This is a genomic window from Methanolinea sp., from assembly GCA_030055515.1.
GTDB lineage: Archaea > Halobacteriota > Methanomicrobia > Methanomicrobiales > Methanospirillaceae > Methanolinea_A.
This window is the reverse complement of record JASFYI010000001.1, coordinates 730951-757143: the sequence shown is the minus strand read 5'-3', so window position 1 is coordinate 757143 and position 26193 is coordinate 730951. Positions and strand designations below refer to the sequence as shown.

General features: G+C 68.1%; 28 protein-coding genes. 16 read left to right on the top strand and 12 right to left on the bottom strand.

Annotation, left to right across the window (positions count from 1 at the left end; translation table 11 throughout):
- Positions 1 to 28: 28 nt before the first annotated feature.
- From QFX32_04070 to QFX32_04025, 10 genes are all read right to left on the bottom strand, one after another.
- A complete protein-coding gene (locus tag QFX32_04070; protein ID MDI9633215.1) occupies positions 29 to 280 on the bottom strand; it encodes a 4Fe-4S binding protein in 252 nt (83 codons plus the stop codon).
- Entirely contained in the window at positions 277 to 804 is a 528-nt protein-coding gene (locus QFX32_04065) for a 2-oxoacid:acceptor oxidoreductase family protein (GenBank protein ID MDI9633214.1), read from the bottom strand. Before QFX32_04065 ends, QFX32_04070 begins: the two co-directional genes overlap by 4 nt.
- Complete coding sequence (gene porA / locus QFX32_04060; protein MDI9633213.1) at positions 797 to 1909, bottom strand: pyruvate ferredoxin oxidoreductase; 1113 nt, start codon at positions 1907 to 1909, stop codon at positions 797 to 799. The genes QFX32_04065 and porA overlap by 8 nt, the downstream gene beginning before the upstream one ends.
- On the bottom strand, positions 1903 to 2784 hold the full coding sequence (locus QFX32_04055) for a thiamine pyrophosphate-dependent enzyme (protein MDI9633212.1): 882 nt from the start codon (positions 2782 to 2784) through the stop codon (positions 1903 to 1905). The genes porA and QFX32_04055 overlap by 7 nt, the downstream gene beginning before the upstream one ends.
- Positions 2785 to 2923: 139 nt before the next feature.
- Positions 2924 to 4549 (bottom strand): methyl coenzyme M reductase system, component A2, encoded by a 1626-nt coding sequence (gene atwA / locus QFX32_04050; protein ID MDI9633211.1) that lies wholly within the window; start codon positions 4547 to 4549, stop codon positions 2924 to 2926.
- Positions 4550 to 4678: 129 nt separating this feature from the next.
- Positions 4679 to 5053 carry a DUF134 domain-containing protein gene (locus QFX32_04045; protein ID MDI9633210.1) on the bottom strand — a complete coding sequence of 125 codons (375 nt, stop codon included), beginning with the start codon at positions 5051 to 5053 and terminating at the stop codon, positions 4679 to 4681.
- 109 nt (positions 5054 to 5162) lie between these two features.
- Complete coding sequence (locus QFX32_04040) at positions 5163 to 5381, bottom strand: hypothetical protein (GenBank protein MDI9633209.1); 219 nt, start codon at positions 5379 to 5381, stop codon at positions 5163 to 5165.
- Between the two features lie 419 nt (positions 5382 to 5800).
- Entirely contained in the window at positions 5801 to 6289 is a 489-nt protein-coding gene (locus QFX32_04035; protein ID MDI9633208.1) for a YkgJ family cysteine cluster protein, read from the bottom strand.
- The gene (gene truA, locus QFX32_04030; GenBank protein ID MDI9633207.1) at positions 6286 to 7152 is read right to left on the bottom strand and encodes a tRNA pseudouridine(38-40) synthase TruA; all 867 of its coding nucleotides are present in this window, start codon (positions 7150 to 7152) and stop codon (positions 6286 to 6288) included. The genes QFX32_04035 and truA overlap by 4 nt, the downstream gene beginning before the upstream one ends.
- Entirely contained in the window at positions 7116 to 7784 is a 669-nt protein-coding gene (locus QFX32_04025; GenBank protein ID MDI9633206.1) for a PHP domain-containing protein, read from the bottom strand. The genes truA and QFX32_04025 overlap by 37 nt, the downstream gene beginning before the upstream one ends.
- Before the next feature lie 42 nt (positions 7785 to 7826).
- Between QFX32_04025 and QFX32_04020 the strand changes: the two genes are divergently transcribed.
- The 5 genes from QFX32_04020 (at position 7827) to QFX32_04000 (ending at position 11397) form a co-directional block, all read left to right on the top strand.
- Complete coding sequence (locus tag QFX32_04020; protein MDI9633205.1) at positions 7827 to 9251, top strand: dihydropteroate synthase-like protein; 1425 nt, start codon at positions 7827 to 7829, stop codon at positions 9249 to 9251.
- Between the two features lie 64 nt (positions 9252 to 9315).
- A complete protein-coding gene (locus QFX32_04015; GenBank protein MDI9633204.1) occupies positions 9316 to 9687 on the top strand; it encodes a Mov34/MPN/PAD-1 family protein in 372 nt (123 codons plus the stop codon).
- The gene (locus tag QFX32_04010; GenBank protein MDI9633203.1) at positions 9684 to 10112 is read left to right on the top strand and encodes an FAD synthase; all 429 of its coding nucleotides are present in this window, start codon (positions 9684 to 9686) and stop codon (positions 10110 to 10112) included. Before QFX32_04015 ends, QFX32_04010 begins: the two co-directional genes overlap by 4 nt.
- Positions 10113 to 10220: 108 nt before the next feature.
- Entirely contained in the window at positions 10221 to 10592 is a 372-nt protein-coding gene (locus QFX32_04005) for a ferritin family protein (GenBank protein ID MDI9633202.1), read from the top strand.
- A gap of 7 nt (positions 10593 to 10599) precedes the next feature.
- The gene (locus QFX32_04000; protein ID MDI9633201.1) at positions 10600 to 11397 is read left to right on the top strand and encodes a family 1 encapsulin nanocompartment shell protein; all 798 of its coding nucleotides are present in this window, start codon (positions 10600 to 10602) and stop codon (positions 11395 to 11397) included.
- On the opposite strand, the gene QFX32_03995 is transcribed toward QFX32_04000, so the two are convergent.
- Positions 11381 to 13696 (bottom strand): DEAD/DEAH box helicase, encoded by a 2316-nt coding sequence (locus QFX32_03995; GenBank protein ID MDI9633200.1) that lies wholly within the window; start codon positions 13694 to 13696, stop codon positions 11381 to 11383. The genes QFX32_04000 and QFX32_03995 overlap by 17 nt on opposite strands.
- Positions 13693 to 14757: a ribonuclease H-like domain-containing protein gene (locus QFX32_03990; protein ID MDI9633199.1), complete on the bottom strand. Its 1065-nt coding sequence runs from the start codon at positions 14755 to 14757 to the stop codon at positions 13693 to 13695. The genes QFX32_03995 and QFX32_03990 overlap by 4 nt, the downstream gene beginning before the upstream one ends.
- A 187-nt stretch (positions 14758 to 14944) precedes the next feature.
- Here QFX32_03990 and QFX32_03985 point away from each other — a divergent pair, with 187 nt between their 5' ends.
- The 11 genes from QFX32_03985 to glmS all read left to right on the top strand — a co-directional run bounded on the left by QFX32_03985 (position 14945) and on the right by glmS (position 26182).
- Positions 14945 to 15733, top strand: a complete 789-nt coding sequence (locus QFX32_03985) for an HAD-IIA family hydrolase (GenBank protein ID MDI9633198.1) — start codon at positions 14945 to 14947, stop codon at positions 15731 to 15733.
- A gap of 6 nt (positions 15734 to 15739) precedes the next feature.
- Positions 15740 to 16855: a hypothetical protein gene (locus tag QFX32_03980; protein ID MDI9633197.1), complete on the top strand. Its 1116-nt coding sequence runs from the start codon at positions 15740 to 15742 to the stop codon at positions 16853 to 16855.
- 80 nt (positions 16856 to 16935) lie between these two features.
- Complete coding sequence (locus tag QFX32_03975; GenBank protein MDI9633196.1) at positions 16936 to 17670, top strand: ABC transporter ATP-binding protein; 735 nt, start codon at positions 16936 to 16938, stop codon at positions 17668 to 17670.
- Positions 17652 to 18770 (top strand): SufD family Fe-S cluster assembly protein, encoded by a 1119-nt coding sequence (locus QFX32_03970; protein MDI9633195.1) that lies wholly within the window; start codon positions 17652 to 17654, stop codon positions 18768 to 18770. The genes QFX32_03975 and QFX32_03970 overlap by 19 nt, the downstream gene beginning before the upstream one ends.
- Positions 18771 to 18842: 72 nt before the next feature.
- Positions 18843 to 19520, top strand: a complete 678-nt coding sequence (locus QFX32_03965; GenBank protein MDI9633194.1) for a protein-L-isoaspartate(D-aspartate) O-methyltransferase — start codon at positions 18843 to 18845, stop codon at positions 19518 to 19520.
- Positions 19521 to 19533: 13 nt separating this feature from the next.
- The gene (locus QFX32_03960; GenBank protein MDI9633193.1) at positions 19534 to 20142 is read left to right on the top strand and encodes a cyclase family protein; all 609 of its coding nucleotides are present in this window, start codon (positions 19534 to 19536) and stop codon (positions 20140 to 20142) included.
- Positions 20139 to 20747, top strand: coding sequence for a hypothetical protein (locus QFX32_03955; protein MDI9633192.1), 609 nt, complete (start codon positions 20139 to 20141; stop codon positions 20745 to 20747). The genes QFX32_03960 and QFX32_03955 overlap by 4 nt, the downstream gene beginning before the upstream one ends.
- Positions 20748 to 20752: 5 nt before the next feature.
- On the top strand, positions 20753 to 22054 hold the full coding sequence (locus QFX32_03950) for a phosphopentomutase/phosphoglucosamine mutase (GenBank protein MDI9633191.1): 1302 nt from the start codon (positions 20753 to 20755) through the stop codon (positions 22052 to 22054).
- Positions 22055 to 22068: 14 nt separating this feature from the next.
- Positions 22069 to 23268, top strand: coding sequence for a sugar phosphate nucleotidyltransferase (locus QFX32_03945; protein MDI9633190.1), 1200 nt, complete (start codon positions 22069 to 22071; stop codon positions 23266 to 23268).
- Between the two features lie 8 nt (positions 23269 to 23276).
- Positions 23277 to 24434 carry a sugar phosphate nucleotidyltransferase gene (locus tag QFX32_03940; protein ID MDI9633189.1) on the top strand — a complete coding sequence of 386 codons (1158 nt, stop codon included), beginning with the start codon at positions 23277 to 23279 and terminating at the stop codon, positions 24432 to 24434.
- A gap of 2 nt (positions 24435 to 24436) precedes the next feature.
- On the top strand, positions 24437 to 26182 hold the full coding sequence (gene glmS / locus QFX32_03935; GenBank protein ID MDI9633188.1) for a glutamine--fructose-6-phosphate transaminase (isomerizing): 1746 nt from the start codon (positions 24437 to 24439) through the stop codon (positions 26180 to 26182).
- Positions 26183 to 26193 lie beyond the last annotated feature (11 nt).

Genomic DNA, 26193 nt, shown 5'->3' with positions numbered 1-26193 from the left:
AGAATCCCTTTTTTTCGAAGGGGCCCGGCTACTTCTCTTCCCTCTCCATGGTGATGGCCTTCTTTGGGCACTCGTTCGCGCAGATGCCGCAGCCCTTGCAGAAGGCGTAGTCGATCTCGAGGTTCTCGTCTATCGCCGCGTCAGGGCAGTACATCGCGCAGATCCCGCAGGCATTGCACTTCTCCCGGTCGACCCGCGGGCGGAATACGCGCCAGGACCCTGTTTTGCCGCAGGCGCCGCTCACCGGCCGGCTGATTGCGAGGCGCTTCCTCTCCATCATGAGACCAGCTCCCTGTAGGCCGCCTCGGCGGCCGAGACGTTCCGCGGGTCGGGGAACATCTCGCGGATCGCCGACTTCGCCGATTCCATCGTGACGATCCCCATCCGCGCGAGCGCGCCGAGGACCGGCGTGTTGAGGATGGGACTCCCTGCGACCTCGAGCCCCTCGCGCAGCGCGATCCCGGTCAGGTCTACCGAGAACGTCCTGTAGTTCCCGAGGACACGGTGTTCCCTCGCGTTCACGAGGACGGAGCCCCCCTGCTTCAGCCCCTGGAGCACGTCGACGACGTCCATCACGGAGGGGTCGAGCACGATGACGAGGTCGGGCCTCCTGATCTGGCTCGCGACCCGGATGGGCGATTCGTCGATCCGGACGAACGAGACGACCGGAGCCCCGCGCCGTTCCGCCCCGTAGAACGGGAACGCCGTCGCGTACTTCCCGTCCCTGACCGCGGCGAGCGCGAGGAGGCGCGCGGCGGTGACACCTCCCTGCCCGCCCCGGGAGTGGATCCGGACCTCAAACATCGCCGGTCACCCCGAACCACGTCTCCTCGCCGGGCCGCCTGTCCCTCACGAATCCCGCGATGTCCTCGTAGCTGACCTCCTGCCCCCCGAGCCCCGCGATCACCGAGAACGGCCGCGCACCCGTCGTGGCAGCGATGCTCCGGGCGAGGATCCCCCCGAACCCGAACGAGTAATCGCGGTCGACCACCACGACGTCCCGGCCCGAGAGGTCGAGCCGCGGGAACGGCCGGAACCACCTCACCCGCATGCTCCCCGCGCGTACCCCCTCCTGCCGGAGGAGGTCGACTGCGACCTCTGCCTCCTTCCCGAGGGTCCCCATCGCGACGACGACGACCTCGGCGTCGTCGCACCTGTACTCCTCGACCATCCCGTACCTCCTCCCGAATCTCGCGAAGAACCGGTCCTCGGTCTCCCGTATCACCGCGACAGAGTCCCTCATGGACCGTTCGATGTCCCAGCGGAACTTGAAGTAGTCGTCGGGCCCCGTGAGGGTCCCGTAGCCCCCCGGGTTTCCGGGATCGATTTCGTGCGGGAGGCGGAGGGGAGGGATGAAGTCGCCGGCAGGGTTCATCTCGAGGGGCTGCATCGTGTGGGAGAGGAGGAAGCCGTCGAGGTTCACCATCACGGGGAGGAGGACGCGCTCGTCCTCCGCGATGCAGAACGCCATCAGGACCGCGTCGTACGCCTCCTGCACGGATCCCACGTAGACCTGCAGCCAGCCCGTGTCCCTCTCCTGGAGCGCGTCGGTGTGGTCGGCCCAGATGTTCCACCCAGGCCCCACGGCCCTGTTCACGTTCGCCATGACGATGGGGAGGCGTGCGCCCGCGGCCCAGTTGACCATCTCGTGCATGTAGTGGAGGCCGTGGGAGCTCGTCGCCGTGAACGCCCGTGCCCCGGTCACGCTCGCGCCGATGCAGGCTGCCATCGCCGAGTGCTCGCTCTCGACGGGGATGTACCTCGTGTCGAGTTCCCCGGACGAGACGTACTCGGCGATCTGCTCGACGATCTCGGTCTGGGGCGTGATGGGGTACGCGGCGACGACCGTCGGTCTCGCCTCCTTCACCGCGGCGGCGACGGCCTTGTTCCCGGTCGCGACGGTCAGCATGTCCCCTCTTCCTCCTTCTTGAGGCGCTCCGCGAGCGCCCTCGCGTCTGCCACCATCCGGGCGACAGCCTCGCTGCTGATCCCCCGGAACCTGCCCTGCGCGCGGAGGTACTCCTCGACGGGGAGGGGCCGGACCATCGCGGCCTTCGAGGGCCCGTTTATCGTTACCTTCCCCTGCTCGCGCTCGTACAGGATCCACATCCCCGTCCGGACGGCGAGCTTGCCCATCTCCACGGTCTTCTCCGCGGGGAACCGCCACCCCGGCGGGCACGGGGAGAGGATGTGGATGAACGTCGGCCCGCGGTAGGAGAGGGCCTTCTTCACCTTTGAGAAGAGGTCCTTTGGGTAGGCCGCGCAGGCGGTCGCCATGTAGGGGGGATCGTGGGCCGCCACTATCGCGTCGATGTCCTTCTTCTTCTGGGCCTTGCCCGCGGGAGTCGTCGTCGTCCGGGCACCGACGGGCGTTGCCCCCGAGCGCTGCATCCCCGTGTTCCCGTATGCCTCGTTGTCGTAGCAGATGTACAGGAAATCGGTGCCCCTCTCGAAGGCGCCCGAGAGCGCCTGGATCCCTATGTCGACGGTCCCGCCGTCGCCGGCGTAGACTATCACGTTCGTCTTCTTCCCCATCGCCCGGAGCGCCGCGCTCATCCCCGACGCGCACGCGGCGGCCGCGGCGAACGCCACGTTGTAGACGGGGACCTTGAACGCGGTGTTTGGATATATCCCCTGGATCACGCTCGTGCAGCACGCGGGCACGACGAGGATGGTGTCGGGCCCCGCGGCCTTCAGCACGTAGCGGAGCGCGAGGGAGTCGCTGCACCCGGCACACGCCGACGTGCACTTATGGAGGTATTCTTCCCGCGGGATCTCGGTCATCGGACTTCAGCCATTCAGGTTATCTGCCATGGATAATAAGGGTATTTTCACGAATCCGCGGCAGGAAAAGGGCTCTATCCCGGAAATGACACGGGAATGGGGAGAAAGTGCGTAACCCCGCGGGACTTATCCCGCGTCCCTAGGCCGCCTGCTTTGGGGCAACCGCGTGCCCGGCGGTGCCCCGCTCCTCTGGGGGCATCATCCCGAAAACTTCCGGGACGGTCCCCACGGCGACGATCTTGCCCCCTCTCATCCACGCGACCCTGTCGCAGATCTCCCTCACGAAGTTCATGTCGTGGGAGACCACGATGAAGGTCTGGTCCATCTCCTTGCGGGCGTGGAGGATGGAGTGCGCGACGTCCCTCTTCGTGAGCGGGTCCATCGTCCCCGTCGGCTCGTCGAGGATCACCATCCGCGGCTCGCGGATGAGGACCTGGGCGAGGGCCACCCTGTGTTTCTCCCCCGCCGAGAGCTGGTCGGGGTATCGCGAGAGGATCTCCTCCCCCCTCTCCTCGGAGAAACCGGCCATCGCGAGGGTCAGCTTCGCCTTCCGGACCGAGAGCTCCTTGGGGAATTCAAGCCCTATCGCGTCGGTGAGGTTGTCGAGGACTGTCCTGTGGGGGTAGAGGTCGTACTCCTGGTGGAGGAACCCGATGTATCCCCTCGCCCTCCCGCGGTTCTCGATCCCCGGCCTCGTCATGTCGATCCACTCGTCCCCGACGCGGAAGTTCATCTCGCCCTCTGTCGGCTCGACGAGCCCGGCGATGATGCGGGAGAGCGTCGTCTTGCCCGCCCCGCTCTTCCCCACGATCCCGAATATCTCCCCCTGTTTCACGCTGAAGGAGACACCGTTCACGGCCCGGATGAGCCCCCTGTCTGCGGACATGTACCGCTTGGCGATGTCCCGCGCGACGAGCACCTCCTCCCCGAACGCGGCGGGAGGTTCTGCCTCGTCCCCCTCCGAATCCTGCAGGAACCTCCCGATGACATCCTGCGGCGAGCCGATCTCCTCTACCCTTCCTTCGGAGAGGAGGATCGCGCGCGAGGCGGTGTCCTCGATGACGCCGGGGAAGTGGGAAGTGATCACCATGCCCATCCCCGTCTCTTGCGACGCGGAGCGGAGCATCCCGTGGACGATGTCCGCGGTCTGGGGGTCGAGCGTGCCCGTCGGCTCGTCGGCGAAGAGGAGGAGCGGTTCGCGCGCGAGTTGCCGGGCGAGGACGACCCTCTGCTTCTCGCCGCCCGAGAGGTCGCGCGCGATGTGCATCATCCGGTGGGAGAGGCGGACCCTGTCGAGGAGGTCCGCGGCCCGGGAGATCGCGCCATCGCCGTACCCGACGTCGTCGAGGGCACGCAGGACGTTCTCGATGACCCGGTCGTCCCCGTACAGGGCAAACGTCCTCTGGAACATGATGGCGGTGCGGCGCATGATGAGGCTCTTCTTCGCCTCGTTATCCGGGTTCCAGAAGTCGACGTCGGCACCCTCGAGGATGCTGCCGCACCGGGGGCATGCGGTGCCGGCATCGCTCTTTTTTCCGATGTAGGTGCAGCCGGGGCACTCGCTCACGTGGTATATTATCGATCCCCCGGTGGGGGGGTCCTCCACGCCCCGCAGGAGGTGGATGAGCACGCTCTTGCCCGCGCCGCTGCGCCCGATGATCCCGATGGTCTCGCCCTCGTAGATCTCGAAGGAGACGTCGTCGAGGATCTTCTTCCCCGAGTATTCCATTGAGAGGTTTCGGACAGAAACGAAAGGGTGTCTCATGGTATCCCCACAGGCAGTCATTCTCCCCCTGGTCCCCCGGCAGCACCCCGCGGGTCCATATTATGTCTCATAAGAGTAGAATAAGATAAACCTGTTGCATCGCGCCCGGCATGCCCACGGGAGCGCGGGTCAGAACTCGTTTTGGCCGCGGCAGCACCGCCGCGGGCAGGCCCCCTGCTCCATGCGGGGGCACCTTGCCAGCCGGAGGCGTTTCCCGGTCGTGAGCGCCTCGGCGACCTTCCTCCTCGCGGCGTGGAGGTCCCTCCACACCGTCCGCCGGGAGACACCGAGGAGGGATGCGGCCTCCTCCTGCTCGAGGCCCTCGAGGTCGATGAGCCTCAAGAGTTCCACCTCCTCGGGGAGGAGCGTGATGGCGACGTCCTCCCCTTCCGGCGCGCACTCCGGCGCGAAGCACCGGGACGCGCTCATCTCCCCGATTGCACGCGGCATCCTCGGTCTCCCCCGCCGGCGCGCCGGGCCGCCCGGGATGGCATCGGTCGACATGGTCCCGTGGTTCTTCTTTGGTCTCCGGGGATATGAGGTTAATCGGGAGGGGCCGGGCAGTGCCGGTCGCCCACATCGGGGGGAATTCGACGCCCCCGAGTGGGATCCCTCACGACCCCTCCACGTCCCTCATCATCCGGACGGTGTCGAGGTACCTCTCGGGGTCTTCCCCGAATATCTTCCGGCGGGACGACCGCGACCGCTGCCTCTCCCGCGCGACCCGGAGGGCGACCTGGAGGGGGACCGACCGGGGCCGCCGGTCTTTCTCTCGCGTGGACGGGGGAATGGGCGGGGGAGCACCGTCTCTCCGCCGGGAATCGTCTCCCATCACGTCACCTGCTCTGCTCGTCCCTGGGTGGACCGGTGCGGGCAGTCCCCTTCACCACGGGAACCCGCCGCACCTCCCCCTCCCGCAGCCCCGCGGGAGGCCCCCGCGGCCGCGCCCGTAGGTGAGGGGAGGACGCCCCTGTGCGGGGTACCCCGCGGGGCCCGCGGGGGCCGATTCCTGCGTGGGCCTCTCTTGCGGAGATGCCGCCTGCTCCTGCTGCTGCAAGGGAATGGGTGCCCACGCGGGCGGCCTGCCGGCAGGCGGCCAGCAGCGCCCCCTCCCCTACCCTGTCCCCGGTCCCCGTCCGAGGGGACCCGTTCCGTCAAGGCCTGGCATATCTCGCGTGCCTCCTGTGCACCTGCACTATTATTTCTCATATGAGCAAAAATACATAAATCTCGCGATCCCCGAACCGCCCTTCAGCCCTCGAATAGCTCGAGGGTGTACCCGCGCGGCTCGAGGATGCCGCGGCAGCGCGCGGCAAATTCCCTCTCCGGGAGGTTGGAGAGCGGCGCGATCTCCGCGCTCCAGAGGGACTGGAGGACCGGGTCGTCGGAGACGAGCGATGCCTTCCCCTTCACCCGCCCGGCTTCACGGCCCGCGGGACCGAGGATCCGCATCGTCACGCATTTGAATTCCCTGCAGATCCTCGGGCGGAACGGGTAGATCGTGCACGTGAAACGGTCATCCTCCCTCCGGAGGAAGGGGCACCACCCCTCCTCCCACGAGGGTGGTTCCCGCCGGGAGAAGAGGGGGACGAGGGAGGGGATGACCTGGACATGGAGGATCTCCCCCGTGACCTTCACGCGGGCGACGCAGGAGCGCGGGGACGTGCTCCGCACGACCTCGATGTGGCGGCCGAGGCTGACGCAGCACTTCCCGCAGCGCGTGCAGGGAAATGCGGTCATGGCAGTTCCCCCCGGGGCGCCTCCCCGCGTGGAACCCCCGCGTCCGCGAGGAGGCTCGCGGTGACGCGCGCCCGGACCCTCGCGGAGGAGTACTCTTCCCGGAGCAGGGAGAGGGCCTTCTTTCCGGGTCCGAGGGGGAGGAAGGGGAACCCGTACTCCACGTCCCAGAGGACGAGGCCCTCCGGGGGCGCGGGGGACAGCCGCGCGGATGGATCCCCACGGAGGCGCGACGCGACGAGATCCGTTCCCGCCTCGCCCGCGCCGACGAGGCGCAGTGCGGAGGCCATGTACCGCACCATGTGCCAGAGGAAGCTCTCCGCCCGGACCTCGAGGACGGCGGCCCCCGATTCCTCGAAGACCCGGGCCGAGAGGACCCTCCGGATGGGATCCCTCCCGTCAGGACGCGAGAAGAGGGTGAAGTCGTGGGTCCCCTCGAAGGAACGCGCGGCCAGGTCCATCGCGCAGGTGTCCAGGTCCTCCTCCCCGAAGAAGTACCTGTAGGTCCTGTGGAGCGCCCTGTGCCGGGGGTGGAATCCCGGGTCGACCTGCGCGTACCCCGTGACCCATAGGTCGCGGGGGAGGTGGTACCGGATGAGGGAAGTGGCCCTCCCCGGCAACGGCGTCGAGAGGGCGAAGACCTGGCACCGCGCGTGGACCCCCCTGTCCGTCCGCCCCGCTGCCTGGAACCGGGCAGTCCGCGGGTCGGAAAAGAGGGAGAGGCGGAGGCACGCCGCGATGAACTCCCCCTCGACCGTCCGCGCGTCGGGCTGCACCTGCGACCCTGCGAACCTGTCCCCGAGGTACCCGCAGCGGAACGCGAGCCTCGTCACCTCGGGATGATCCTGTGCGAGATCCTCTTCCATGTGTTCCGGAGAGATTGGCGGGTGTACGTCCGCAGGGGTGTCATCCTCCCGGTAACGACCGTTCTCCCGGCCCGGATCGCGCCGAGCACGGCCTCCACGGACCGGTCGCTCTCGACGAGCGTCCTCCCGAACCCCACGAACCGCGCGTTGTGCGCGTCCGATCCCCCCACGCTGGGTTTCCCGAGCCGGGCCGCGACCTTCCTTGCCTTCCTGTTCGCGGCACCGACGATGTAGCGGCTGTTGAAGACCTCGATTGCGTCCAGCTCGTGGACCCACGCCCCCATCCGCCTCCCCGCCCCGTGGCGCCAGAGGTGGAACGGGTGGGGGAGGACGACGAGCCCTCCCCGTTCCTTTGCAAGCGAGATGGTCTCCGCCATCCCGAGGCCCGGGGGGAGCGGCGCCGTGACCCCGAGGACGAGGAGGTGGCCCTCGCGCGTCGAGACCTCGGTCCCGGGGATCACGAGGATGCGCGTCGGGAGGGCGAGGGCATGGACCGCCCCGGCGACAGTGTCGTGGTCCGTGATCGCGATCGCATCGAGCCCGGCTGCCTCCGCCCTCCTGATGACCTCTTCCACGCTGCTCTCGCCGTCGCGCGAGTGACTGGTGTGGACGTGGAGGTCGCAGGCGAGCATTGTATCGTACCCTTTTTGACCTGCCTGATATTAAGGAGATTTATGCGAATCCTCCTGCCCACGGGCAGGGCGACCCGGGAGATGGTGGAGGAGGCCGCGAAGGGACTCAACGCCGGCATCGATGCGCGGGTCGTCGTCACGGGGGAGATCGCCTCGTTCCTCACGCCGGGCCAGCTGCGTGACCTCGTCGCGAGGGAGGAGCCGGACATGGTGATCGTCTCCGGGATGTGCGTCGCGTCGTTTCGCGGGGTGGAGGAGGAGACGGGGGTCCCGGTCTTCCTCGGTCCACGCCACGCCGCGGACCTCGCGGAGGTGCTCTCCCTCCTCCCGCACGTTGCGCTCTCCCGCACGGTTCCCGCCGACGAGTTCCTCGCGGGCAAGAGGAGGGAGGAGGCGGAAGCGAGGGTCGCCGCGGCGGAGGAAGCCTCCGACTTCTCCTTCATCGTGAGGGGGGTCAGGATCGGGGGCACGTCCCGGATGAAGGTCCTCGCGGAGATCATGGACGCCCACAGGGTCCCCGATATCCGGGCACGGGTCGAGGATTACTTCTCGCGCGGGGCAGACATCGTCGACCTCGGTTTCTCCTTCGACGCGACGCCGTCGGACGCGGAGAGGGTCTTCTCGGAGCTTGGGGATATTGAGGGCCCGCTCTCGGTGGACTCCATGGACCCCGGGATCATCCGCGCGGCCCTCGGGCGGGCGGACCTCGTCCTCAGCCTCCAGGAGTCGAACATCCCGCTCGTCGGGGGCGAGGTCGCGGACGCGGGCGCGGCGGCAGTCGTGGTCCCGGGCGAACGGGGACTCGCCGCGAACATCGGGGCAGCGCGGGACGCGGGAATCGAGTGCCTGCTCGCCGATCCCGTCCTCCCCCCCGCCGGCTCCGGCCTTGTCCGGGCCCTCTCCCGTTTCGCGGACCTCGACGTCCCCCTCTTCTTCGGGGCAGGCAACGTCGTCGAACTCCTCGACGCGGACTCGATCGGCCAGAACGCGCTCCTCGCCGCGATGGCCGCGGAAGTCGGGGCTGCCGTCATCTTCACGAGCGAGCACAGCGACAAGACGAGGGGGTCGATCGGAGAGGTCCGGAGGGCGACGGAGATGATGGTGCTCGCGAGGGACCGGCCGTACCCAAAGGACCTCGGGATCGACCTCCTCGTCCTCAAGGAGAAGCGGAGGAGGCGGGAGCCGCCCCTCGAGTACCGGGAGACCATACGTGCCGGGCCAGCACCCGCAGAGATCCAGTACGACCCGCGCGGGAACTTCCGGATCGGGATCGAGGGGAGGGAGATCGTGGCCGTCATCGAGGGGAGGGCCTACCGCGGGACGAGGTGGAACGACGTATTTCACGCGATCCTCTCGCGCGGCGACGTCTCCCTCCTCGACCACGCCGCGTACCTCGGCGCCGAGCTCTTCAAGGCAGAGCTCGCCATCCGGTTCGGCAGGAGCTATGAGCAGGACGGGCCGTTCTGACCATGGGCGGGTCCCGGGCCGGTCGTTTTTTGAGGCCGGCCGGCCCACCCATCTGGAGGGTTGCATGAAGGTGCAGGGGATCCGCAGGAAGCTGCTCGCACTCCTCCTCGAGCTCGGGAGGGAGAACCACCCCCAGGAATTCGCGGGGATCCTGCGCGAGGAGGGAGGGATCATCTCGGAGTTCACCCTCCTGCCCGGGACGGTGACGGGCGACGAGAGCGCGACCCTCCTCCTCGACATGATGCCGCTTGACACCCACGTCGCGGGGAGCGTCCACAGCCACCCTAACGGCGTCCTCTCCCCCTCCCTCGCGGACCTCTCGTTCTTCCCGCGGGCGGGGCGGTACCACATCATCGTGGGGTACCCCTACGACAGGCGGAGCTGGCGGTGCTACCGCGCGGACGGGACACCCTCGAGGCTGGAGGTCGTCCCATGAGGCGCGTCGTCGCGACCGGCACGTTCGATATCCTCCATCCCGGCCACCTGTACTACCTCGAAGAGTCCAAGCGGCTCGGCGACGAGCTCTACGTCATCGTCGCGAGGGACAGGAACGTGAGGCACAAGCCAAAGCCCGTCATCCCGGAGACGCAGAGGCTCAAGATGGTTGCCGCCCTGCGGGTGGTCGACCACGCGGTCCTCGGCGACCTCCACGACATGTTCCGCCCGATCATGGAGATTCGGCCCCACGTCATCACGTTCGGGTACGACCAGCACTTCGACGAGGAGAAGATCCGGCGGGAGCTCGAGGCGCGGGGGCTCTCCCCCCTCCTCGTCAGGATCGGGCAGTACAGGGGCGACCCGGTCTGCAGCTCGAGGGACATCGTGCGCACGATACGGGAAGGGACAGGGGAAAAAGGGTGACCCCCCGGCCCGGTCCCCCCTCCGTGCGTTTTCCAGCACGTTAAAATAAAATGAAGAAGATTGGGACACTATGGGTTTCTGCCCTCAAAGTCGCGAAGAGTGATCCGTATGCCAGAATTTGGGACAGCATTTTCCGTCAAGGCGAGCGACCGGAAGCTTTCGAGGTCCGAACTCGTCCGGGCAATCAGGCTGATGGTCGCGGCCGAGTACGAGGCAGTGCAGCTCTACACGCAGCTTGCGGAGTCCATCGATGACGAACTCTCCCGCGAGGTCCTCCTCGACATCGCGGACGAGGAGCGTGTCCATGCCGGCGAGTTCCTGAGGCTCCTCCAGGAACTCGCACCTGACGAGCCCGATTTCTACGCCCAGGGGGCCGCGGAGGTCGAGGCCGAGATCGCGAAGCTCGGCCAAGCGAAGGGGACTGCTGCAGGCGGGGAGAAGAGCGGGAACGCGCTCACGGTAGGGTCGCTGCGGGAGTGATGGGGCAATGTCCATGCATTACCTCGGGAGGGAGGATGCGCCGATCGGACCAGGGACCTGGAAGGTCCTCGACGGCGCGATGGTCGACGCGGCAAAGAGCGTCCTTGCCGGGCGCAGGCTCATCGGGATAGAGGGGCCGTACGGGCTCGGCCTCAAGGCAGTACCCCTGGAGGACTGCAGGGTGGACGAGTGCCTCGCGGTCAGCAGGTTCGTCCCCGTCCACATGATCTCGACGAGGTTCTCGCTCGGCCTGCGCGACATCATCGCCTACGAGGAGAACAGCCTCCCCTTCTCCGCGGCACCCGCCGCGCAGGCCGCAATCGAGTGTGCCCGCAGGGAAGACACCCTCATCTTCGAGGGCGCGGGCGAGACGCCCGGGCTCCTCACCCGCGGGGGAACAAACGAGATTGTACTCTCCTCGTGGAACACAGTGGGGAAGGCCGCAGACGACATCATCCAGGCGGTCATCGCCCTCGACGAGGCGGGGTACCACGGGCCCTACGCGCTCGCGCTCGCACCGTCCCGGTACAACCTCCTCTTCAGGAGGTACGTGCAGGGCCAGAGCACCGAACTCGAGCACATCAGGAGCATCGTGACTGACGGCGTCTTCAAGGCACCCGTGCTCAAGAGCGGCGGTGTCCTCCTCGCGACAGGGAAGAGGTACGCGTCAATCGTGATCGGACAGGACATGTCGATCGGGTTCGTCGGCCCGGCGGGGGACAGCCTCGAGTTCTCCATCACCGAGAGCCTCGCCCTCCTCCTCCGGGAACCCGCGTCCGTGTGCGTCCTCAAGGAGAAGAGGTAGGCCCGGCGGGATCCCCTCCTCCCGGTCCCCCCTTCTCCCCGTTTTTCCCCGCGACGAGGGCGAGGATCTCGCGCGTCGCCCCCTTGTCGAGGGGCTGGTTGTCGCTCCCGCACTTCGGCGAGAAGATGCAGGAGGGGCAGCCGTCGGTGCAGCGGCACCCCGCGACGAGAGCCTCGGCCGTCGCGAGGAGGGCCTCGCACATCCCAAATGCCTTCTCGGAGAGGCCGATTCCCCCCTCGTACCCGTCATACACGAAGACGGTGGGGTCCCCCGACATCCCCCCGCAGGGAACAGACAGCCCCCCGATGTCCCAGCGGTCGCACAGGACATGGAACGGCATCACGGCGATGAGGGCGTGCTCCATCCCGTGGAGCGCACCCGCGAGGTCGCCGGCGAGGGAGACCCTGGCGCACACCTCCGTGGGGATCTCGAGCCAGAACGCGCGCGTCGCGAACCGGGACGGGGGGAGGTCGAGCGGCTCGACGCCGATCACGCACTCCCTCTCGATCATCTTGTAGGCGGTGTAGTGTTCCGTCACCTCCACGTCCCCGAAGGAGAGGCGGGCGCCGGGGAGGTCCCGCGTGGCCCTCACCCCGAGGACCTTCACCTCCGCCGACCTGAGCGGGCGGGTATAGTAGTCTACGTCCACCGGCGTGACCCGGACGGTGCGCGATTCGAGGTCGAGCTCCTCCACGCGGTACTGCTCGCCCTGGTGGAGGAGGATCGCACCCCTGTGCGCCTCGCGGAAGGCCTGCGCGCGGTCGAGGGTCTCGAGGACACGCCCCCCGCAGACGACCGTGAAGGTCTCGCGGGAACCCCCGTCGAGCGAAACGAGGTCCGCAGCCCTCGCCCTCCCCGAGTATATCCACCCCCTCCGCGTCCTGCCGAGGAGGGACTGGGCGGAGAGCGTGGAGATGATCGCGGGGAGCGATGGCGAGAGGAGGTCTGCGTCCGCATCGGGATCGAGGGGGATCTCGGCCGCGGCGCAGAGGACCTGCCCGGAGAGGATGTAGGGATTCTCTAGGTCGATGATCGCGTGCTCGAGGGGTGCGCCGAAGAACGCGGCGGGATGGGACACGAAGTACTGGTCGAGGGGATTTGCGGACGCGACGAGGATCGCGAGTGCGTCCCGCCCGCCCCTCCCCGCCCTCCCCGCCTGCTGCCATGCCGCCATCATCGTGCCCGGGAACCCCGCGAGGATGACTGCGTCCAGTGTCCCGATGTCGATACCGAGCTCGAGGGCATTCGTCGAGACGACCCCCCTGATCGAGCCCGACTTGATGCCATCCTCGATCGCCCTCCGTTCCTCGGGGAGGTACCCGGCCCTGTAGGAGGCGATCCTCGGGCTGTCCCCGCTGCCCCGGGATCCGCCACCGTTCTCCCGTGCCCACGCGGCCACGAGTTCTGCCATGCGGCGCGACCCTGTGAAGCAGAGCGCCTGCAGCCCTTCTCCGACGCACCTCTCGAGGATCAGGGCCGCGTCGCGGTGCATGGACCGGTCCCCCGGCCACTCGCGGAACGGATTGTAGAGGGCAAACGTCCTGCGACCCGCGGGCGATCCGTCCTCCGCGATCTCGACGAACGGGACGCCGCAGAGTCTCCCCGCGAACTCCGCCGCGTTCGCGAGGGTCGCGGTGGATACCACGAAGAGGGGACGAGAGCCGTAAAACCTGCAGATCCTCCGCAGGCGGCGGATGAGGAGTGCCACGTGGGAGCCGAAGACCCCCCTGTACCTGTGCGCCTCGTCGATCACGACAGCGGTGAGGCCGGAGAAGAACCTGCTCCACTGGTGGTGCCAGGGAAGCACGTGGTGGAGTTCGTACGGGTTGGTGAGGATGATGCGGGATTCCTGCCGGATCTTCCCGCGCGCGGAAGCGGGCGTGTCCCCGTCGTAGACGGCGCTCACCGCCCCGGTCCGCAAGCCCTCCTCGAGCGCCCGGATCGACCGGTGCTGGTCGCGGGTAAGTGCCTTTGCCGGGTAGACGAAGAGGAAAGTGGACCGCGGATCCGAGAGGATCTTCTCGAAGACCGGGAGCGCGAATGCGAGGGTCTTTCCGGACGACGTGGGGGTGGTGATCACGAAGTTCTTGCCCCCGCGGAAGGCGCGGACGGCCTCGCACTGGTGGGTATAGAGGCGAATCCCGCGGGAATCGAGGAAGTCCCTGACGGGGGCCGGGAATGGCGGGTTCACTTCCCCGAAGGAGGGTTCCCTCGGGGGAATCTCCTCCACGTGGACCCACCCGTCCCGCAGGCGCGGGTCGCCGGAGAGGGCCAGGAGGACATCGCGGTGTGCGGTCATGGAGCCTCGAGGAGGGAGAAGAAGAGCATTGCCAGGGAGACGAGGTCCTGGCAGTTGTGTTCGACGACGGGCACGAGGGGTCCGGGGTTTGAGTGGGTCACGTACGCCTCGTAGAACTCCGGGACCATCATGGAGGGGATATCCTCCCAGCGGGTGATCCCGAGGAGGCCCCGCTCGAGGGTGGCGAGGCGGCAGTCAGGGTACCTCTCGGAAAACAGCCTCCGGACCGGGTGGAGGAGGTCGTAGTGGATGGGACAGGGTGAAAACGCCTCGCCGTACAGGGCGCACCTCTCCCGAAGGTAGGGAACGTCAAAGGACCTCCCGTTGTAGGTGACGAGGGCGCGGTATCCCTGCAGGGCCCCTCTCGCGGCGAGGAGCGCGGGAAGTTCCTCCTCCATCGAGCAGACGAGGTACTGGTCGGTGACGAGGCGGGACCCCTCCACGCGGGCAAGGCCCGCGAGGATGATGGGCCTCTGGAAGATCCCCAGCGTCTCGATGTCGAGGAAGAGGAAGTCGGCGGGGTCGAGGAGGCGGGCAGAGGAAAGGTGGCGCACGTGGGAAGAAGGGTACCACCTCGCGACGAGGGAGATGACCTCTCCTGTCGTCCCCTCCTCGAGGACGCGGAGGCACTCCCTCGCGGGGGCCGAGAACCTCCTGTGGTGGAGGAGGTCGGGGATCGTCCTGTAGCCCCTCGCCCGGAGGATCTCCCCCGTCCGCTTCCCTATCCCGCGGACGAGCGAGAGGTCGGAGAGCAGCGACCTGCGGAACGACTCCCTGTCCCACCGGGGGACGCGGAGGGCGTGGCCGCGGGTGATGCAGTACACCTCGCCCTCGGGTGTCCCGACGTGCCGGCCGGGGAAGACCTCCTCGAGGGTCCTGTCCGCGTACTGCCGGATGAGGCTCGCGCGGTACGCGAGTGCCGCGCGGTACTCGGACTCGGGGAGGGGCGAGCGCGAGAGAAATGCACGCGAGACCCTGTCGTTCCGGACGACGGAGTACTCGCGGGACGCTGCAGTCCGGTCACGCCAGAGCTGGGCCGCCGTCTCGAAGACCACGGTCATTGGTCCGACACGATAGCATCGGGGGTGGGCCACTTGAGCGCTCACCGCGCGGGGCGAAAGTGGGGAGGTGCGGAATCCTCAAGGGAGAGGGAGGGCAAGGAGTACATGCACTCTCCCGGCACGAAACATCCCGGTTGTCCGGCGGTGCACCGGGCATGAGAGAACAGGGAACGGGGCGGTGGGAGGGATGGCAGGAATCCGCGGGCTCCTGATCGATCTCGACGGCGTCATCTACACGGGTGACAGACCCATTACGGGGGCAGCAGAGACCATCTCGTGGCTGCAGGCGGAGGGGTACCCGTTCAGGTTCGTCTCGAATAGCACGAGGAGATCCGTGCGGGGAATCGCGGAAAAGCTCGCCGCGATGGGGATCCCCGCGGGGCCGGGGATGATCGTCACGCCGGCGGTCGCAGCCGCCGCCCTCGCGCGGCAGAGGGGCTGGTCCCGTGTCTTCCCCGTCACCACGGCCGAGGTCGCGGAGGACTTCCGCGCGGCCGGCATCGAGCCCTGCGGGGACTCGTGCGACTTCATCGCCGTGGGCGACTGCGGGGATTCTCTCACCTACTCCCTCCTCAACAGGGCATTCCGCCTCGCGCTCGACGGCGTGCCCATCCTCGCCCTCGAGAAGGACCGCTTCTTCCGCGATTCAGACGGCCTCTCTCTCTCCGCGGGGCCCTTCGTCGCGGCGCTCGAGTACGCGACGGGCAGGCAGGCCGAGCTCGTGGGGAAACCGAGCCCCCAGTACTTCCTCGGGGCCCTCTCCGCCATCGGGATCCCGCCAGGGGAGGCAGCGATGGTGGGGGACGACCCCGTCTCGGACGTGCAGGGCGCAATGGAGGCAGGAATGGCCGGGATCCTCGTGCTCACGGGGAAGTCCTCGTCCGGCGTGCTCGCATCGATCCGCAAACCCCCGACGGCAGTCCTCCCGTCCATCGCTGCGCTGCCGGGGTACCTCTCGGGACTTGAGGAGGGGTGAGACCGCGTGGGTGCACGCCTGGCCGTGCCCGTCCTCGCCGTGCTCGCGCTCGCGCTCGCCGCGGGAGGCTGCCTCGATGTCCTCCCGTGGGCACACCCCCCCGTGGTCTATCCCTCCATAAAGCCGGTCAAGGACGCGTCGCTCCCGCGGGTTCCCACGTACACGTTCCCCTTCCAGGATTTCTCCGTGAGGATCGAGGTGCCCGTGGACCCGGCCGTCTACGTGGGCGCAAAGGTCGCCGACAAGAGCGCCCGGGTCTACGACAGGAACGTCGGGGAAGCGGAGTGGAGGGCAGGGATCTACCGCGCGCTCATGGAGGATCCCGCGCAGGAAGGGTTCTTTTCCTCGCTCCTCTCCGCCCTCCGCGCCGTCAGGGACGCGCGTTCCCTCGACACCGACGAGTACCTCGAGCTCCTCGCGGTCTTCGTCCAGTCGATCCCTTACGAGACGGACAAGGCAGTCGACCCGCGGTTCCCCGTCGAGGTCTTCGTCGACGGGGCAGGCGACTGCGACGACAAGAGCCTCCTCCTCGCGTCGCTCCTCGCGCGCGAGGGGTACCGCGCGGCCCTCCTCTACTTCGGCCTCGAGGGCCACATGGCCGTCGGCGCGGGATGCGATGGGCCGGGGTACCGGGGGACGGGATACGCGTACATCGAGACGACGAACGTCACGTACGTCGGGGTACCCCCGCGGGAACTCGCGGGGGGCGTCCGCCTCGTCTCGGAACCGGAGGTCATCCCGGTGGGAACGGGAACCCTCGCCTACACCCGGTGCGGCGAGACGGGAGAACTCGCGCGCGCGATGGAGAAGCTCCGCGGCGACGCGGACGCGCTCAAGGCGAGGATATCCGCGCTCGAAGAGGATCTCTCCCGGAGGCGGGCCACGCTCGACGCGATGAGGCGGGAGATGGACGCCCTCCTGCGAGGGGGACACGTCGCGGAGTACAACTCACGAGTCCCCCGGTACAACGCGGGGGTGGAGGAGTACAACTCCCTACGGTCTTCCCTTTCCGGCGCAATCACGCGCTATAACCGTCTGGTGGAGCTGTACAACACGTTCGCGACCCGCCAGTACGACAGGGAGGGGATGTACCGCTACCTCAAGTCCCTCCGGGACGTGTAGGCGCTGGACGGGGTGGACGTTCACAACCGTTTAATCCCCGCTGCCCGAGATATACTGGTGGGATGCAAGGGAGGAGAGAGATGCTGGATATAGAAGACCTGCACGTGAGGATAGGGGACAGGGAGGTCCTCCGCGACATCAATCTCCACATCGGGGAGGGGGAGACACACGTCCTCATGGGACCGAACGGCTCGGGCAAGACGACACTCCTGCGGGCGATCATGGGGTTCTCGGGGCTCGAGGTGACGAGCGGGAGGATACGGTTCAAGGGCAAGGACATCACCCACCTCCCCATCCACGAGCGCGCGAAGATGGGAATCGGGATGCTCTTCCAGCGACCCCCCACCATCTCCGGCCTCAAGCTCGGCAAGCTCCTCGCGGTCACGTCGGGGGACAGGGCGGGGATGGTGAGCGAGTACGCGCGGTTCCTCAAGATGGACGGGTTCCTCGACCGCGCGATCAACCTCGGGTTCTCCGGGGGGGAGATAAAGAGGAGCGAGGTCCTCCAGCTCTTGGTCCAGCAGCCGGACTTCGTGATGCTGGACGAGCCGGAGAGCGGCGTCGACCTCGAGAACATCTCCCTGATAGGAAACGCGATCGCCCGCCTCCTCGAGAAGGACGTCCACATCGTGAACAGGAAGAAGAGCGGGCTCGTCATCACGCACACGGGCTACATCCTCGATTACCTCGACGCGGACTTCGGGCACGTGATGTGCGACGGGGAGTTCAAGTGCCACGGCAATCCCCGCGAGATCCTCAAGGTGATCAAGACATCCGGGTACAAGGAGTGCCTCGCATGCCAGAAGACGATGTAGGGCAGATGGCAGACCTCTCCCCCGAGGACCGGGAGAGACTCACCCTCACGGGGCTCGAGGTCGAGATGAAGAACCGGTCGGGGAGCTTCTTCCAGGTCGACCAGGAGATCAGGCAGTGGACCTCGCTCCACGAGGGGATCGAGATCCTCCCGATCGCAGAAGCCCTCCGGAAGTACGACTGGCTTTCCGATTACTCGTGGAACCTCGTGGAGAAGGACAAGGACCAGTACACGAGGTTCGTCGCGGCACAGGGGGATCCCCGCGGGTTCGTGGTGATCGCCCGGGAAGGGAGCAGGACGATATACCCCCTCCAGGCATGCCTCTTCCTCTCGCGGACGCCCGTCCAGCACGTGCACAACATCGTGATCGCGGAGGAGGGGGCAGAGCTCCACCTCATCTCGGGGTGCGCGAGCGCGTCGCACACGCGGACGGGATCGCACATCGGGGTCTCCGAGTTCTACGTGGGGAAGGGTGCGCGCGTCACCTCCACGATGATCCACAACTGGGGAGAGGAGATCAGCGTCTTTCCCCGGTCCGCCGCCCGCGTCGAGGAGGACGGCGTCTTCATCTCGAACTACGTCTGCATGCAGCCGGTAAAGAAGGTCCAGATGGCCCCCTACTTCGAGCTTTCGGGGAAGAACGCGGTCGGGAGATCGAGCAGCATCGTCGTCTGCACGCCGGGCTCGCACATGGACCTTGGGTCCGTCGCGCGCCTCTCTGCCGAGGGCTCGAGCGCCGAGCTCGTCACGCGGGCGATCACGACCGGGGGCACGATCATCTCCCGGGGGATGATCGAGGGGGCATCACGACACACGCGGGGGCACATCGAGTGCAGGGGCCTCATCCTCCGCGACGGCGTCATCCACGCGATCCCGGAGATCAAGGGCAACGTGGTGGACACGGAGCTCTCCCACGAGGCGGCGGTCGGGAAGATCGCCCGCGACGAGATCGAGTACCTCATGTCCCGCGGCCTCGACGAGGACGTCGCGACATCGACCATCATCAGGGGTTTCCTCGACGTGAGGATCGCGGGTCTCCCCCCCGTGCTCCAGGCCCAGATCGACGCGGCGATCGACTCGGCCGAGAAGAGCGGGTTCTAGGCGGGGAGAATCCCATGGTGCAGCCAGCCGCGGGAGGAGGCGCGCGCCGCGAGGCGGAATTAAGAGGAGAGGATGTCCCCGCGGGAGGCGGTGGGTGGAATGCCCGGTGACCGCCACGAGGCCGAGAGGGAGGCGATGGTCGCGCACCAGATCGCGGCCCGCGGCGTGCGCGACGCCCGCGTGCTCGAGGCGATGAGGAAGGTCCCGCGCCACCTCTTCGTCCCGAGGGAGTACGAGAGCGCGGCGTACGCGGACCACCCGCTCCCCATCGGGCACGGGCAGACGATCTCCCAGCCGTACATCGTTGCCCTCATGACGGAGCTCCTCTCCGTCTCGCCGGGCGACCGCGTCCTCGAGGTGGGATCCGGGAGCGGGTACCAGGCCGCGGTCCTCGCCACGATCGGGGCGGAAGTGTACACGGTCGAGAGGATCCCGGAAGTGGCGAGGATCGCCGAGGAGAACCTCCGGAGGGCAGGCATCGTGAACGTGAAGGTGATCGTGGCCGACGGGACCCTCGGTTACCCGCCGGCCGCCCCCTACGACGGGATCATCGTCACCGCGGCCGCCCCCTCGGTTCCCCCGCCGCTCCTCGACCAGCTCTCCGAGGGCGGGCGCCTCGTCGCCCCGGTCGGCGGCCGCGACGTCCAGGAGCTCGTCAGGATCGAGAAGAAGGGGGGGAAGACCACGCGCGTCTCCTACGGCGGGGTCGTCTTCGTCCCCCTCGTGGGGGAACACGGCTGGGAGGAGTAGGGGGTCTTTCCGGATGGCCTGGTACGACGTCACGCGCCCGCTGCGGGAGGGGATCGCGATCTACCCCGGGGACATCGAGCCCTCGTTCCACCCGCAGGACAGGGGATCCTACGTCCTCACGGCGATGCGCCTCTCCACGCACAGCGGCACCCACGTCGACGCCCCCTCGCACTACATCAGGGGGGCACCGGGCGTGGACGGGATCGATCCGGGGGCGCTCATCGGGGAGTGCCGCGTGGTCAGCGTCGGGGGGTCGGGGTCCCTGATCGAGGCACGCGACCTCGGTGGCGCGACCGGGGAGAGGCTCCTCCTCCGGACATGGTACTCGGGGGAAGAAGGGTTCCGCGAGGATTACCCGGGGCTCTCGCCCGCGTGCGCCCGCGCGCTCGCCGATGCAGGCGCAAGGTGCATCGGGATCGACTCCCCCTCCATCGAGCCATACTCCGGGGACGGGACGGTTCACCGGGCGCTCCTCTCGCGCGGGGTTGCCGTCATCGAGTTCCTTGACCTCTCGAGCGTCCGTCCCGGGGAGTACTGGATGGCCGCGCTCCCCCTGCGGCTCCCGGGGCTCGACGGCTCCCCGTGCAGGGTGATCCTGCGGGACGCTTGGGAGGCGGGATGACGAGAGACATCGTGAAGGACGCGGTGCGGAGACTCGAGGAGATCGTCCGCGGGTGCGGGTACGAGGACGGGAACATCGTCCTCTCCGTCAACCCGGACAGGAGAGTCTGCCAGTTCGAGAAGGGTGCCTGCATGGAGGCCGCGTTCGGGGGGAGGGTCGCGGAGTTCGTGACCTTCGAGCCGACGCGGGCGACAACGCGCCTCTCCTTCCTCTTCCCGGCGGCACTCGAGAAACCGGCCCACAGGGCCGCCGCCTGTGCCATCCTCAACGTGGTGGCGAGGTTCCTCTGCATCTCCCGGGTGGGGCGGTCCTGCGACCCCCGTTGCCACGCGGCGTGCATGGCAGAACTCGTCGCGCACGTGGGCGGGAGAAAAGCAGGCGGCCTCCACGTCCCGCCCCCCACACTCGCCGCGTTCCCGCGCCGCGCGGACGTTGCCGGCGAAGGGGAGATAGTCCTCGTCAACGGGGAAGGACTCATCTCGGAGGAGTTCGCGCGGCTCGCTGGCGAGGGTGGCGCGGGAAGGGTCCTCCTCGTGGGACCGTCCACCGCCGGCGTCGCGAGCCTCGAGAACCTCCCGCACTGGTGCCCCTACGGGAAGGGATAGGACCCATGTACCCCCGTTCCGACCGTTCCGCGATGGAGTTTGGCTCGTCGGGCATCCGCGCGGTCTTCGGCCGCGACCTCGTCGCGTGTGCCCTCGCCCTCGGGGGCGTGCTCGGCGGGGAGGCGGGGACGGTCCTCGTGGGACACGACACGCGGACGACCTCGCCCGCCCTCGCGCACGCGCTCGCGGCGGGGGTACTCTCCCGGGGCGCGCGCGTCGCGTCCGCGGGCATCGTCCCCACGCCTGCCGTCGGGTATTCCGTGCAAGGGGGGACCGTTGGCTGCATGGTGACGGCGTCCCACAATCCCCCCGAGTACAACGGGCTGAAGGTCTTTTTGCCCGGAGGCGCGGCACTCCCGCGGTCGCGGCAGGACGAGATCGGGGAACGCCTCGCGGAAGCATCGTTGCAGGGACCCGGGAGCATCTCCTCCCGGTTCGGGCGGGTAGCGAGGGCAGACATCCTCCCGGGCTACGTGGGGAAGATCGTGGACGAGGTGGAGTGCGGGAGGAGCGTGCGGGTGGTCCTCGACTGCGGCGGTGGCGCCGGGTCGGTCGCGAGCCCCGCGATCCTCAAAGGGATAGGGGCAGAGGTCCGCGCGATCAACTGCACTCCCACGGGGCGGTTCCCGCGGCCCTCCGAGCCATCCGGGGAGGCACTCCCCTACATCGGCGCGCTCGTCCGCCGGTGGGGCGCCGACGGGGCGATCGCCCACGACGGTGACGCCGACAGGATGGTTGCGTGGGACAGGAGGGGGAGGATCATCCCCGGCGATTCCCTGCTCGTCCTCTTCGCGAGGTACCTCGGGGCCCGCCGAGTGGTCACGACGGTGGACGCGAGCATGGTCGTCGAGGAGTGCGCGGAGGTGGTGCGGACACCGGTCGGGGACAGCTACGTCTCCGAGGCACTCCTCGCCGGGGGGGAGTTCGGCGGGGAGCCCTCCGGGGCGTGGATCTTCCCCCGGCACTCCCTCTGCCCCGACGGCCCTTACGCGGCGGCCCTCTTCTGCCAGATGGTATCCGAGTGGGACGTCGCGGCGGAGGTCGACGCGCTCCCCCGTTACCCCATCCTCCGGGAATCCGTCCCCTGCACGCGGGCGGGGGACGTGGTGCGGGCGCTCGGCGCCGCGGTCCCCACGGACGGGATCAGGGTCGAGAGGGACGAAGGTTGGTACCTCGTCAGGGCCTCGGGGACAGAGCCGAAGGTGAGGGTCACGGCAGAGGGAAAGACGCGGGAGGCCGCGAGGTCCCTCCTCGAGGAGGGCCTCGAGCGCGTGGTGAGGAAAAAAAGGGAGATATCCGGGGAGTGAGAGAGGTACACCGCATGCAGTGCGTCATCCTCGCCGCGGGGGAGGGCAAGAGGATGCGGCCGCTCACGGCCACCCGCCCGAAGGTCATGCTCCCGCTCGCGAACCGCCCCATGCTCGAGCACCTCGTGCGCGCCGCGCGCGACGCCGGGATATCCGAGGTCCTCCTCGTCGTGGGGTACATGGAGGAGGCGGTCCGGGAGCACTTCGGGGACGGGAGGGACCTCGGCGTCCGCATCGAGTACGCGGTCCAGCGGCACCAGCGGGGCACGGCGGACGCCCTCGAGACCGCCCGCGAGTGGGTGAGTGGCGATTTCCTCCTGATGAACGGCGACATGGTCCTCTCCCACGAGGACATATCTCGGGTCGCGGCGTCCGACCCGCCGTGCCTCGGCGTTGCCCCCTCGGACCACCCGGAGGACTACGGGGCCGTCGTGCTCGAGGGGGACCGCGTCGCGCGCCTCGAGGAGAAGTCTCCCCGCCCCGCGGGGAACCTCGTGAACGCCGGCATCTACCACTTCGACGACGATATATTCTCCGTCCTCGAGGGCGTCGGGGTCTCGCCGCGGGGCGAGCGTGAGCTCACGGACGCACTCTCCGGGTACATCGCGGCGCGGGCACTCCGGGCAGAGAGGGTGGACTCGTGGCTCGACGTGGGCTACCCCTGGGACCTCCTTTCGGCGAACGAGAGGATGATGGGGGGAATCTCCCGCTCGGTCAGGGGCACACTGGAGGAGGGCGTGATCCTCCACGGCGCGGTCATCGTGGGGGAAGGGACCATCGTCAGGGCGGGCACGTGCATCGAGGGACCGTGCATCGTCGGGAGGGATTGCAGGATCGGCCCCCACGCGTACATCCGCGGGGCGACGGCCATAGGCGACGGGTGCCACGTCGGCCACGCGACCGAGGTGAAGAACTCGATCATCCTTCCGGGGACGAACCTCCCGCACTTCAACTACCTCGGTGACTCGGTCGTCGGGAGCGGCTGCAACATCGGCGCGGGGACGAAGGTCGCAAACCTCCGGCACGACCGCGCGGAGGTCCGGGTCGGCGGCATCCCCACGAAGAGGAAGAAACACGGTGCGATCATCGGGGACAACGTGATGATCGGCATCAACTGCTCCCTCAACGTGGGGACGGTGATAGGAACGGGTGCATCCATCGGCCCGCACTGCCTCGTCGAGGGGTATATCGCGCCGGGGACAAGGATAAGGTAGGTGCAGGCATGCAGGCAGTCATACTCGCGGCGGGCGAGGGGAGGAGGCTCCGGCCACTCACGCGGAGCCGCCCAAAGGCCCTCATCCCGGTCGGAAACGTGCCCATCATCGACTACGTGGTGGAGGCGCTCCTCTCGTGCGGCATCCGCGACATCACGGTGGTCGTGGGGTACCGCAGGGAGAAGGTGACGAGCCACCTCGGGAAAGCCGGGTACCCGGTCAGGATCGTCGTACAGGAGAGGCAGATAGGGACGGCCCACGCGCTCCTGCAGGCAAGGGAACACATCACGGGGCCGTTCCTCGTCCTCCCGGGCGACAACTACATCGACGGTGCCTCCATCGCGCGCATCGTGGGCACGAAAAACGCGGTCCTCGTGAAGGACCACCCCTACCCCTCCAACTTCGGCGTCGTGGAGGTGAGGAGGGGACTCGTGACCCGGATCGTCGAGAAACCGCGGCAGGCACCCAGCTTCACCATCTCGACCGGCATATTCTCGTTCGATCCCGGCATCTTCGATTACATGGATACCCCAGACCTCACCGACGCGGTCGCGGCATTCATCGCGGCCGGGGGGAAGATCAAGGCCATCCGCGCCGTCGACTGGCAGGACGCGGTCTACCCCTGGGACCTCCTCCCGATGAACCGCCTCCTCGTCGGGAAGGGCCGCGCGGAGAAGGCGGGGGAGATCGCGGCGGGCTCGGTCCTCCAGGGGAACGTCCGCGTCGGTGCCGGGACACGGATCCACCCGGGGTGCACGATCGTGGGTCCCGCCGTCATAGGATCGGACTGCGAGATCGGCCCGCACGCCTGCATCATGCCCCACGTGAGCATCGGGGACCGAGTGCAGGTCGGCCCGTTCTCGCTCGTAGCGGACAGCATCGTCTTCGACGACGCGGTCATCGGGCCCCACTCCCTCGTCAGGGAATCGGTCATCGGCGAGGGTTGCCGCCTCGAAGACCACGTGAGCACGGTCCCGGACGCACCGCTCCTCGAGATCGGGGACGAACAGGCGAGGGGGAGGTTCGGGGCGGTCACAGGGGAGAAAGCGAGGATCGGCCCGTTCTCGATCCTGCGCGCTGCCATCGTGGGCAACGGCGCGACGGTGAGGGGCGGGAAGGAGGTATCGTCCACGGTCGCATTCGATGACGGGAGCACGGTGGTGTAGGGGTGTGCGGGATATTCGGGTACACCGGGGAGAAGAGGGCTGCCCCCCTCGTCATCGAGGGGCTGCGGCGGCTCGAGTACAGGGGGTATGACTCGTTCGGACTCGCGGTCCTCGATGACAACGGCATCTGGGTCTGGAAGAAGAAGGGGAAGATATCCCGGGAGCGACCCCCGGTCACGCGGCAGAAGGGCAGGACCGCGATAGGTCACACGCGCTGGGCGACCCACGGGGAACCGAGCGACCGGAATGCACACCCCCACACGGACTGCCGCGGGAAGATAGCCCTCGTGCACAACGGCATCATCGAGAACCACGCGTCGCTCCGGCGGGAACTCGAGGGGAGGGGGCACGTCTTCCGGTCCGAGACAGATACCGAGGTGATCGTGCACCTCGTCGAGGAGGAGTACCGGGGAGGGGACCTGCCGGCCGCGGTGAGGGCAGTCCTCCCGAGGCTGGAAGGGAGCTACGCAATCCTCGTGGTCGCGGATGGTTACGGGGGGATCGTCGCGGCGAGGAACGGGAGCCCGCTCGTCATTGGCCTTGCCGACCGCGCGTGCGTCGCCGCATCGGACGTGACGGCCCTCCTCGGTCACACCGACAGGGTCATCTTCCTCGAGGACGGGGACGTCGCCGCGATCCACCCTTCCGGCCCCGTCGTGTGGAACGGGACCGGGAAGGTCGAAAGATCGGTCCAGGTCGTGGACTGGTCCGCCGAGGAGGTGACGCTCGGGGGTTTCTCGCACTACATGCTCAAGGAGATATTCGAGCAGCCGTCGGTCTTCGCGGCCACCGCGCGCTCGGTCCTCTCCGCGGACCTCGGGGAGATCCTCGATGGCGTCACCGGGATCACGTTCGTCGCGTGCGGGACGTCGTACCATGCCTGCCTCCTCTGCCAGTACCTCGTCGAGGGATACGCCGGCATCCCCGTCCGTGCGGAGATCGCCTCGGAGTTCCGGTACCGGTCGCCACCCCCCGACGACCTCGTGGTGGCGGTGACGCAGTCGGGGGAGACGGCGGACACGCTCGCCGCGCTGAAGAGGGCGAGGATGCGCAACCACCCGACGCTCGCGGTGACCAACGTCCTCGGGAGCAGCGCGACGCGGATCGCAGACCACACCCTCTACATGCGGGCGGGTCCGGAGATCAGCGTCGCCGCGACGAAGTCGTTCACCGCGGAGGTCGCTGTCCTCCTCTCCCTCGCGGACCACCTGTGCGGGGGAATCCTGCGGCAATCGATCCTCTCCGGGCACACGGCAATCGAGGACGCGCTCCTCCAGGATCTCTCTCCCGCCGTGGAGGTATGCAGGAATGCACCCTCGATATTCTTCGTAGGGAGGGGACCGTTCTTCCCCCTCGCGCTCGAGGGGGCACTCAAGATGAAGGAGATCTCGTACATCCACGCGGAGGGCTACGCGGCCGGCGAGATAAAGCACGGGCCGTTCGCCCTCCTCTCGGCGGAGGTCCCTGTCGTCGCACTCTGCCCGCCGGGGGAGACGTTCACCCCGATGCTCTCCAACGCGAGGGAGATGAGGGCGAGGGGTGCACCGCTCGTCGTCGTCGGCGACGGGAGCTCCCCGGACCTCGCAGAGGTCGCAGACGTGCTCGTGCCCCTCCCCCGCGGGGATACAGTCTCCCATATCCTCGCCAGCACGGTCATCCTCCAGCTCCTCGCCTTCAGGACCGCGGAGGCACTGGGACGGGAAATCGACCAGCCGAGGAACCTCGCGAAGAGCGTGACCGTGGAGTGACGAACGGTGCG

Excerpts from the sequence above, each read along its gene's own strand:
- QFX32_04070 (MDI9633215.1), bottom strand. The coding sequence starts at position 280 with ATGATGGAGAGGAAGCGCCTCGCAATCAGCCGGCCGGTGAGCGGCGCC.
- QFX32_04065 (MDI9633214.1), bottom strand. The coding sequence starts at position 804 with ATGTTTGAGGTCCGGATCCACTCCCGGGGCGGGCAGGGAGGTGTCACC.
- porA (MDI9633213.1), bottom strand. The coding sequence starts at position 1,909 with ATGCTGACCGTCGCGACCGGGAACAAGGCCGTCGCCGCCGCGGTGAAG.
- QFX32_04055 (MDI9633212.1), bottom strand. The coding sequence starts at position 2,784 with ATGACCGAGATCCCGCGGGAAGAATACCTCCATAAGTGCACGTCGGCG.
- atwA (MDI9633211.1), bottom strand. The coding sequence starts at position 4,549 with ATGAGACACCCTTTCGTTTCTGTCCGAAACCTCTCAATGGAATACTCG.
- QFX32_04045 (MDI9633210.1), bottom strand. The coding sequence starts at position 5,053 with ATGTCGACCGATGCCATCCCGGGCGGCCCGGCGCGCCGGCGGGGGAGA.
- QFX32_04040 (MDI9633209.1), bottom strand. The coding sequence starts at position 5,381 with ATGGGAGACGATTCCCGGCGGAGAGACGGTGCTCCCCCGCCCATTCCC.
- QFX32_04035 (MDI9633208.1), bottom strand. The coding sequence starts at position 6,289 with ATGACCGCATTTCCCTGCACGCGCTGCGGGAAGTGCTGCGTCAGCCTC.
- truA (MDI9633207.1), bottom strand. The coding sequence starts at position 7,152 with ATGGAAGAGGATCTCGCACAGGATCATCCCGAGGTGACGAGGCTCGCG.
- QFX32_04025 (MDI9633206.1), bottom strand. The coding sequence starts at position 7,784 with ATGCTCGCCTGCGACCTCCACGTCCACACCAGTCACTCGCGCGACGGC.
- QFX32_04020 (MDI9633205.1), top strand. The coding sequence starts at position 7,827 with ATGCGAATCCTCCTGCCCACGGGCAGGGCGACCCGGGAGATGGTGGAG.
- QFX32_04015 (MDI9633204.1), top strand. The coding sequence starts at position 9,316 with ATGAAGGTGCAGGGGATCCGCAGGAAGCTGCTCGCACTCCTCCTCGAG.
- QFX32_04010 (MDI9633203.1), top strand. The coding sequence starts at position 9,684 with ATGAGGCGCGTCGTCGCGACCGGCACGTTCGATATCCTCCATCCCGGC.
- QFX32_04005 (MDI9633202.1), top strand. The coding sequence starts at position 10,221 with ATGCCAGAATTTGGGACAGCATTTTCCGTCAAGGCGAGCGACCGGAAG.
- QFX32_04000 (MDI9633201.1), top strand. The coding sequence starts at position 10,600 with ATGTCCATGCATTACCTCGGGAGGGAGGATGCGCCGATCGGACCAGGG.
- QFX32_03995 (MDI9633200.1), bottom strand. The coding sequence starts at position 13,696 with ATGACCGCACACCGCGATGTCCTCCTGGCCCTCTCCGGCGACCCGCGC.
- QFX32_03990 (MDI9633199.1), bottom strand. The coding sequence starts at position 14,757 with ATGACCGTGGTCTTCGAGACGGCGGCCCAGCTCTGGCGTGACCGGACT.
- QFX32_03985 (MDI9633198.1), top strand. The coding sequence starts at position 14,945 with ATGGCAGGAATCCGCGGGCTCCTGATCGATCTCGACGGCGTCATCTAC.
- QFX32_03975 (MDI9633196.1), top strand. The coding sequence starts at position 16,936 with ATGCTGGATATAGAAGACCTGCACGTGAGGATAGGGGACAGGGAGGTC.
- QFX32_03970 (MDI9633195.1), top strand. The coding sequence starts at position 17,652 with ATGCCAGAAGACGATGTAGGGCAGATGGCAGACCTCTCCCCCGAGGAC.
- QFX32_03965 (MDI9633194.1), top strand. The coding sequence starts at position 18,843 with ATGTCCCCGCGGGAGGCGGTGGGTGGAATGCCCGGTGACCGCCACGAG.
- QFX32_03960 (MDI9633193.1), top strand. The coding sequence starts at position 19,534 with ATGGCCTGGTACGACGTCACGCGCCCGCTGCGGGAGGGGATCGCGATC.
- QFX32_03955 (MDI9633192.1), top strand. The coding sequence starts at position 20,139 with ATGACGAGAGACATCGTGAAGGACGCGGTGCGGAGACTCGAGGAGATC.
- QFX32_03950 (MDI9633191.1), top strand. The coding sequence starts at position 20,753 with ATGTACCCCCGTTCCGACCGTTCCGCGATGGAGTTTGGCTCGTCGGGC.
- QFX32_03945 (MDI9633190.1), top strand. The coding sequence starts at position 22,069 with ATGCAGTGCGTCATCCTCGCCGCGGGGGAGGGCAAGAGGATGCGGCCG.
- QFX32_03940 (MDI9633189.1), top strand. The coding sequence starts at position 23,277 with ATGCAGGCAGTCATACTCGCGGCGGGCGAGGGGAGGAGGCTCCGGCCA.